The organism is Dermacoccus sp. UBA1591, from assembly GCF_002322065.1.
In the GTDB taxonomy this organism is placed as follows: domain Bacteria; phylum Actinomycetota; class Actinomycetes; order Actinomycetales; family Dermatophilaceae; genus Dermacoccus; species Dermacoccus nishinomiyaensis.
The window spans coordinates 57,355-63,361 of the sequence record NZ_DCNR01000054.1; the positions used below are offsets into that span (position 1 = coordinate 57,355).

General features: G+C 68.1%; 6 protein-coding genes. All 6 read left to right on the top strand.

Translation table 11 applies throughout. The annotated features are described in order from the left end of the window. Window positions 1-359 precede the first annotated feature (359 nt). Entirely contained in the window at window positions 360-1,379 is a 1,020-nt protein-coding gene (locus B2284_RS05910) for a GAF domain-containing protein (RefSeq protein WP_050786604.1), read from the top strand. Between the two features lie 118 nt (window positions 1,380-1,497). Continuing rightward, on the top strand, window positions 1,498-3,021 hold the full coding sequence (gene exaC / locus B2284_RS05915) for an acetaldehyde dehydrogenase ExaC (RefSeq protein ID WP_074045880.1): 1,524 nt from the start codon (window positions 1,498-1,500) through the stop codon (window positions 3,019-3,021). Window positions 3,022-3,069: 48 nt separating this feature from the next. Continuing rightward, on the top strand, window positions 3,070-4,113 hold the full coding sequence (gene adhP, locus B2284_RS05920) for an alcohol dehydrogenase AdhP (protein ID WP_074045879.1): 1,044 nt from the start codon (window positions 3,070-3,072) through the stop codon (window positions 4,111-4,113). Beyond that, window positions 4,113-4,502, top strand: a complete 390-nt coding sequence (locus B2284_RS05925) for a DUF779 domain-containing protein (RefSeq protein ID WP_006946990.1) — start codon at window positions 4,113-4,115, stop codon at window positions 4,500-4,502. Before adhP ends, B2284_RS05925 begins: the two co-directional genes overlap by 1 nt. A 73-nt stretch (window positions 4,503-4,575) precedes the next feature. Beyond that, window positions 4,576-5,091, top strand: coding sequence for a MarR family winged helix-turn-helix transcriptional regulator (locus tag B2284_RS05930; RefSeq protein WP_006946992.1), 516 nt, complete (start codon window positions 4,576-4,578; stop codon window positions 5,089-5,091). A gap of 79 nt (window positions 5,092-5,170) precedes the next feature. Continuing rightward, complete coding sequence (locus B2284_RS05935) at window positions 5,171-5,836, top strand: GNAT family N-acetyltransferase (RefSeq protein WP_006946994.1); 666 nt, start codon at window positions 5,171-5,173, stop codon at window positions 5,834-5,836. Window positions 5,837-6,007: the final 171 nt, after the last annotated feature.

Consider the following 6,007-nt stretch of genomic DNA (forward strand, 5'->3'; position numbering starts at 1 on the left):
CTGCGCCTGTTCGAATCGCCCACGGAGGAACTCGCCGCCCTGGAGGTCGACGAGATCATCGGCGGCTACTACCGGCAGATCGGCGTCGTCTGGAACGGCGGCGAGACGCTTGAACGTCTCGTGTGAGCCAGGCGGACGCGAAGGGCGGCAGCCTGCGTCGCAGATGAGTTCGTGGACACACGGCACGCAGCGTCACGCCGCCGACCCACCCCACCCCGGACGGGTGTAGTGTGAGGTGGGTCACTACGAGAGGGGAAGGGATGCGGCACAAATCCCGTCCACGGGGTTGCGCCTGCGGGTGCGGCCCCGGCTGCGTCCACGCTCGGCTCGCCGACGCGATCCCCCTCGTCAGTTCGCTGTTGAGCGCGACGGCACGCGACGAGGGTCTCGTCATCGCCATCGCGGACCGCGAGGCACGCCTGCACTACGTCGACGGAGACTCCCGCGCCCGCAGCCGCGCCGAGAGCATCGGCTTCACCGCGGGGGCGAACTGGTCGGAGGCGCAGGTCGGCACGAACGCGCCGGGCCGAGCTGTGGCCCGCGGCGAGGCGGTCTCGATCCATCGCGAGGAGCACACGCGCCCGGACGTCCACCCGTTCAGCTGCTCCGCGGCGCCGCTCGTCGACCCCGTCACCGGCGAGGTGCTCGGCGCTCTCGACGTGACGGGAGGTGACGCTGCGGCAGACCGGCGCACCCTCGCACTCGTGCAGGCCACCGCGGCCGCGGCCGCTCGTGAACTTCGCCTCGCCGGGGTGCCGGTCGCCCCTCCACCGCACACGAGCGCGCGGCTGCGTCTCGTCCACCACGGCCGCCCCTGCATCGAAACGGGTACGGCCACCCACGCACTCACCGACCGCCACGCCGAACTCCTCGCGACACTCGCGCTCGAACCCCAAGGCCTCAGCGCCGACGAGATCGGGGCCCTCGTCTACCCGGACGGCACGCCGCCCGCCACCATCCGCGGCGAGTTGCTGCGGCTTCGTCGACGGCTCGACACGATTCCCGGCGCGCCGAACCTCGAAAGCCGCCCCTACCGCCTCACGGGGCCACTGCTCATTGATGCCGTCCAGGTCACGGAGCATCTGCGTCGCGGCGAGCACGACGAAGCCCTCGAGCTGTATCGCGGAGCCTCGCTGACGCGCAGCGAGGCGGAGCCCGTCGTCGACCTGCTGCGTTCGACGTCCGGGTCGCTACGCGAAGCGATGCTCAGTGACGCCACTCCCGAGACCCTTCTGCGCTACCTCGACCTGCCCGAGGCCGCCGATGACGTCGAGTCGTGGCACATGGCACTCACCGTCCTGCCACCGCGCGCGCCACAGCGGGCCATCGTTCTCACGCATCTCGAACAGCTCGACACTCGTCTGCGCCAGGCGAACTGACGCGCGCAGAGCGCGTTGCACGGGCAGTGCAACGTTGATGCAACGCAGCCCTTCGTAACGTGACGCACATCACGCAACCCCGCGTCACATCCCGCGGGCTCAGGGAAAGGAAGCTGCGATGACGGTCTACGCCAACCCGGGAACCGAGGGCTCCAAGGTCGAGTTCAAGAAGCGCTACGAGCACTTCATCGGCGGCGAATGGGTCGCGCCGAAGAAGGGGCAGTACTTCGAGAACCCCACCCCGGTCACCGGCAAGACGTTCTGCGAGGTGGGCCGCGGCACCGCCGAGGACATCGAGGCCGCCCTCGACGCGGCATGGGCGGCGGCACCGACGTGGAACAAGACCTCGCCCGCGGAGCGGGCACTCATCCTCAACCGGATCGCCGACCGGATGGAGGAGAACCTCGAGAAGATCGCCGTCGCGGAGACGTGGGACAACGGCAAGCCGGTGCGCGAGACGCTCAACGCCGACATCCCCCTCGCGATCGACCACTTCCGCTACTTCGCCGGTGCCATCCGCGCGCAGGAAGGCAGCCTCTCGCAGATCGACGAGGACACCGTCGCTTACCACTTCCACGAGCCGCTCGGCGTCGTCGGGCAGATCATTCCGTGGAACTTCCCCATCCTCATGGCCGTGTGGAAGCTCGCGCCGGCGCTCGCGGCCGGCAACTGCGTCGTCCTCAAGCCCGCCGAGCAGACGCCCGCGTCGATCATGGTGCTCATCGAACTGATCGAGGACCTCATCCCCGCCGGTGTCGTCAACGTCGTCAACGGGTTCGGCGTCGAGGCCGGAGCGCCGCTCGCGTCGAACAAGCGCATCCGCAAGATCGCGTTCACGGGTGAGACGACGACCGGCCGCCTCATCATGCAGTACGCCTCGGAGAACCTCATCCCGGTGACCCTCGAACTCGGCGGCAAGAGCCCCAACATCTTCTTCGAGGACATCGCGCAGGCGGACGACGCGTTCTACGACAAGGCGCAGGAGGGCTTCACCCTCTTCGCCCTCAACCAGGGCGAGGTGTGCACCTGCCCGTCGCGCGCGCTCGTCCAGGAGTCGATCTACGAGCAGTTCATGGCCGACGTCGTCGAACGCACGAAGAAAATCAAGGCCGGCAACCCGCTCGACGACTCGACGATGATCGGCGCGCAGGCCTCGAACGACCAGTTGCAGAAGATCCTTTCCTACCTCGACATCGGCCAGAAGGAGGGCGCGAAGGTGCTCACCGGTGGTCGGCAGGCCGAGTTGGACGGCGATCTGGGTGGCGGTTTCTACGTCGAGCCGACCATCTTCGAGGGCACGAACAACATGCGGATCTTCCAGGAGGAGATCTTCGGGCCGGTCGTGTCCGTGGCGAAGTTCGGTACGTACGACGAGGCGCTGAAGATCGCGAACGACACCCTCTACGGCCTCGGCGCCGGTGTGTGGTCCCGCAACGGCAACACCGCCTACCGCGCGGGCCGCGACATCCAGGCGGGCCGCGTGTGGGTGAACAACTACCACAACTACCCGGCACACGCCGCGTTCGGCGGCTACAAGAGCTCCGGCATCGGGCGGGAGAACCACCTCATGATGCTCGACCACTACCAGCAGACGAAGAACCTCCTCGTCTCCTACTCGGAGAACAAGCTCGGCTTCTTCTGAGCCGACCCGCATCACGGATCAGATCGCAACCACACGAAGGGAAGAGTCATGAGCACCATGCAAGCTGCAGTCGTGGACGTCTTCGGCGAAGACCTGAACGTCAAGGATGTGGAAGTGCCGGAACCCGGGCCGGGTCAAGCGCTCGTCAAGCTGATCGCATCGGGTGTGTGCCACACCGACCTGCACGCCAAGGACGGTGACTGGCCGGTCAAGCCCGAACCGCCGTTCATCCCCGGCCACGAGGGAGTCGGCGTCGTCGAGAAACTCGGCGAGGGCGTCACCGAACTCGCCGTCGGCGACATGGTGGGCAACGCCTGGCTCGCCTCCGCGTGCGGCACGTGTGAACACTGCCGCAACGGCTGGGAGACGCTGTGCGAGGAGCAGACCAACGGCGGGTACAGCGTCAACGGCTCGTTCGGGCAGTACATGCTCGTCGACGCCACGTTCGCCGCTCGCATCCCCGAGGGCGCGGACCCCCACGAGATCGCTCCCGTGCTGTGCGCCGGCGTCACCGTGTACAAGGGTCTGAAGGTGACGGAGGTGCGCCCCGGGCAGTGGGTCGTCATCTCCGGCATCGGCGGGCTGGGGCACATCGCCGTCCAGTACGCCAAGGCCATGGGCATGCGGATCGTCGCCGTGGACGTCGCCGACGACAAGCTGGAGCTCGCGAAGAAGCACGGCGCGGAGGTCACGGTGAACGCCGCGGTCGAGGACCCGACGCAGGCCGTCCTCGACGCCACAGGCGGTGGCGCCCACGGCGTCCTCGTCACGGCGGTGCACCCCAAGGCGTTCGGCCAGGCCATCGGCATGGCGCGTCGCGGGGGAACCATCGTGTTCAACGGTCTTCCTCCGGGTGATTTCCCGGCGCCGATCTTCGACGTCGTCCTCAAGGGCCTGACGATCCGCGGATCGATCGTCGGCACCCGGCAGGACATGGTCGAGGCTCTCGACTTCTACGCCCGAGGCCTCATCCACCCGACGTTCAGCAAGCGGAACCTCGACGACATCAACGCGGTGTTCGACGAGATGCACCACGGCAAGATCGACGGGCGCGTCGTCATCGACTACACGACGGAGCGCGAGGACAAGTGATGAACCTCGAGTCACGAGCCGGTGTGGCCGGAGAGACCGTCAGCCGGGTCGCCCTGACGCCGGACGCCGTCGCTCTGCTGCACCAGCTCGTGGCCGAGCACGGTCGTCTCATGTTCCACCAGTCCGGCGGGTGCTGTGACGGGTCGACCCCGATGTGTTACCCGGCAGGACAGTTCCGCACGGGTCAGGCCGACGTCCTGCTCGGCACGTTCACGCTCCCGGACGTGGCAGGCGACGATGCCGAGTTGGAGTTCTGGATGAGCCGGGAACAGTTCGAGACGTGGAAGCACACTCACCTCACCGTCGACGCCATCGACGGACGCGGCGGAGGCTTCTCCCTCGAGGCGCCCGAGGGCAAACGCTTCCTCATTCGCTCCGATCTGATGTGAGAGAACCTCGCGCGGCCGGGGGCACGGTGGACGTCATCCACGTCTGTTCGGATCCGAAAGATAATGTGGGCTGATGCCGAGTCATCACACGCTGCTCGAGACCGAGACCCTGGCCTCGAGCAAGCTGGCCGACGCGAAGATCGATGTTGCCGCCATGCACGCCGTCAGCAGCATCCACCGCGCGGCGAACGCATCGCGCAACCACATGACGAACACCGTCCTGCGTCCGCACGAGCTGTCGTGGACGGGTTTCGTCGTGCTGTGGAGCGTGTGGATCTACGGCGAACCCGAGACGCGCGAGGTCGCCGAGAGCGCCGGCATCAGCAAGGCGACGCTGTCGGGCGTCGTCAAGACCCTCTCAGCCCGGGGATGGCTCAAGCGCACCCAGTCGTCGAGTGACAAGCGGTTCGCGCACCTGTCACTGACGCCCGCCGGGATGACGCTCATGGAGGAGCTGTTTCCCCAGTTCAACTCCGGCGAACAGCAACTCGTCGCCGACCTGACGCCCGACGAACTCACCGTCCTGACGAAGGCACTCCGCAAGGTCGTGACGACGGCCGAAGGCCTCGGCGCCCACACGTCCGTCTGACGTCCACCCGAGGCCCGCCCGGCGCAGCAAGGCCGATGATGTGACGCCTACCAGTCAACCCGCCCGATCGAGGAGAACCATGCCGTTGCGCCCCGTCACCACGTGGACGCTCGAGATGCCCGAGCGCCCGCACACCACGCCGCGTGGCCACTGCGTCAGCACCCCGACGGCCGACGCCCCCGACGTCGCATCCGGCCCGCATGACGACATGGCGAGCCGTCCTGAGGACGTTCGGATCGACCTGGTGCCGAACCCGAGCCCCGAGTTTGCCCGCTACCTCTACGCCGTCGTCGGCGGGCCGTGGACGTGGACCGACCGCCTCGGCTGGACGCGCGAGCAGTGGCTCGCCGACCTCGGCGTCACCGGCACCGAGACCTACGTCGCGTACGTCGGCGGCGAACCGGCGGGCTACGTGCAGATCCAGCCGACACCGGTCGGCGCGGCGGAGGCGCGTGGTCGAGCGAGCGTCGAGATTCGCTACTTCGGACTCGTCGAGACCGCCATCGGACGGGGCCTCGGCCGCACGCTGCTGGCCCATGGCATCGACGCAGCCTGGACGCTCGCCGAGCGTCATAAGGCGCCGGCGACGCAACGCGTCTGGGTTCACACGTGCAGCCTCGACGGCCCGGCGGCGCTGCGAAACTACGAGCGACGCGGCTTCGTCGTCATCGACGAGACGACGGAACTCATGGACTACCCCGCACAGCCCCTCGGCGCCTGGCGTTCCGCCGGCGGGCCCGCGTGAGCAGGGCCCGGCCGGCATGCCCCCTCTGAAGTACGCCCGAGGCGAGTGAGTGGCTCCGCACTCAGACTCTGCGCAAATGCACCCGGGTGCACTTGTGCCTAGGTGAACTGCCCCCCGGGCCGAGGTGAACGCGAGACGCCGACGGCCCCGTCGGCGCCTGGCTCTTGGCTC

Bases quoted from the DNA above. Each gene is read 5' to 3' on its own strand.
- exaC (WP_074045880.1), top strand. From the start codon at position 1,498: ATGACGGTCTACGCCAACCCGGGAACCGAGGGCTCCAAGGTCGAGTTC.
- adhP (WP_074045879.1), top strand. From the start codon at position 3,070: ATGAGCACCATGCAAGCTGCAGTCGTGGACGTCTTCGGCGAAGACCTG.
- B2284_RS05925 (WP_006946990.1), top strand. From the start codon at position 4,113: ATGAACCTCGAGTCACGAGCCGGTGTGGCCGGAGAGACCGTCAGCCGG.
- B2284_RS05930 (WP_006946992.1), top strand. From the start codon at position 4,576: ATGCCGAGTCATCACACGCTGCTCGAGACCGAGACCCTGGCCTCGAGC.
- B2284_RS05935 (WP_006946994.1), top strand. From the start codon at position 5,171: ATGCCGTTGCGCCCCGTCACCACGTGGACGCTCGAGATGCCCGAGCGC.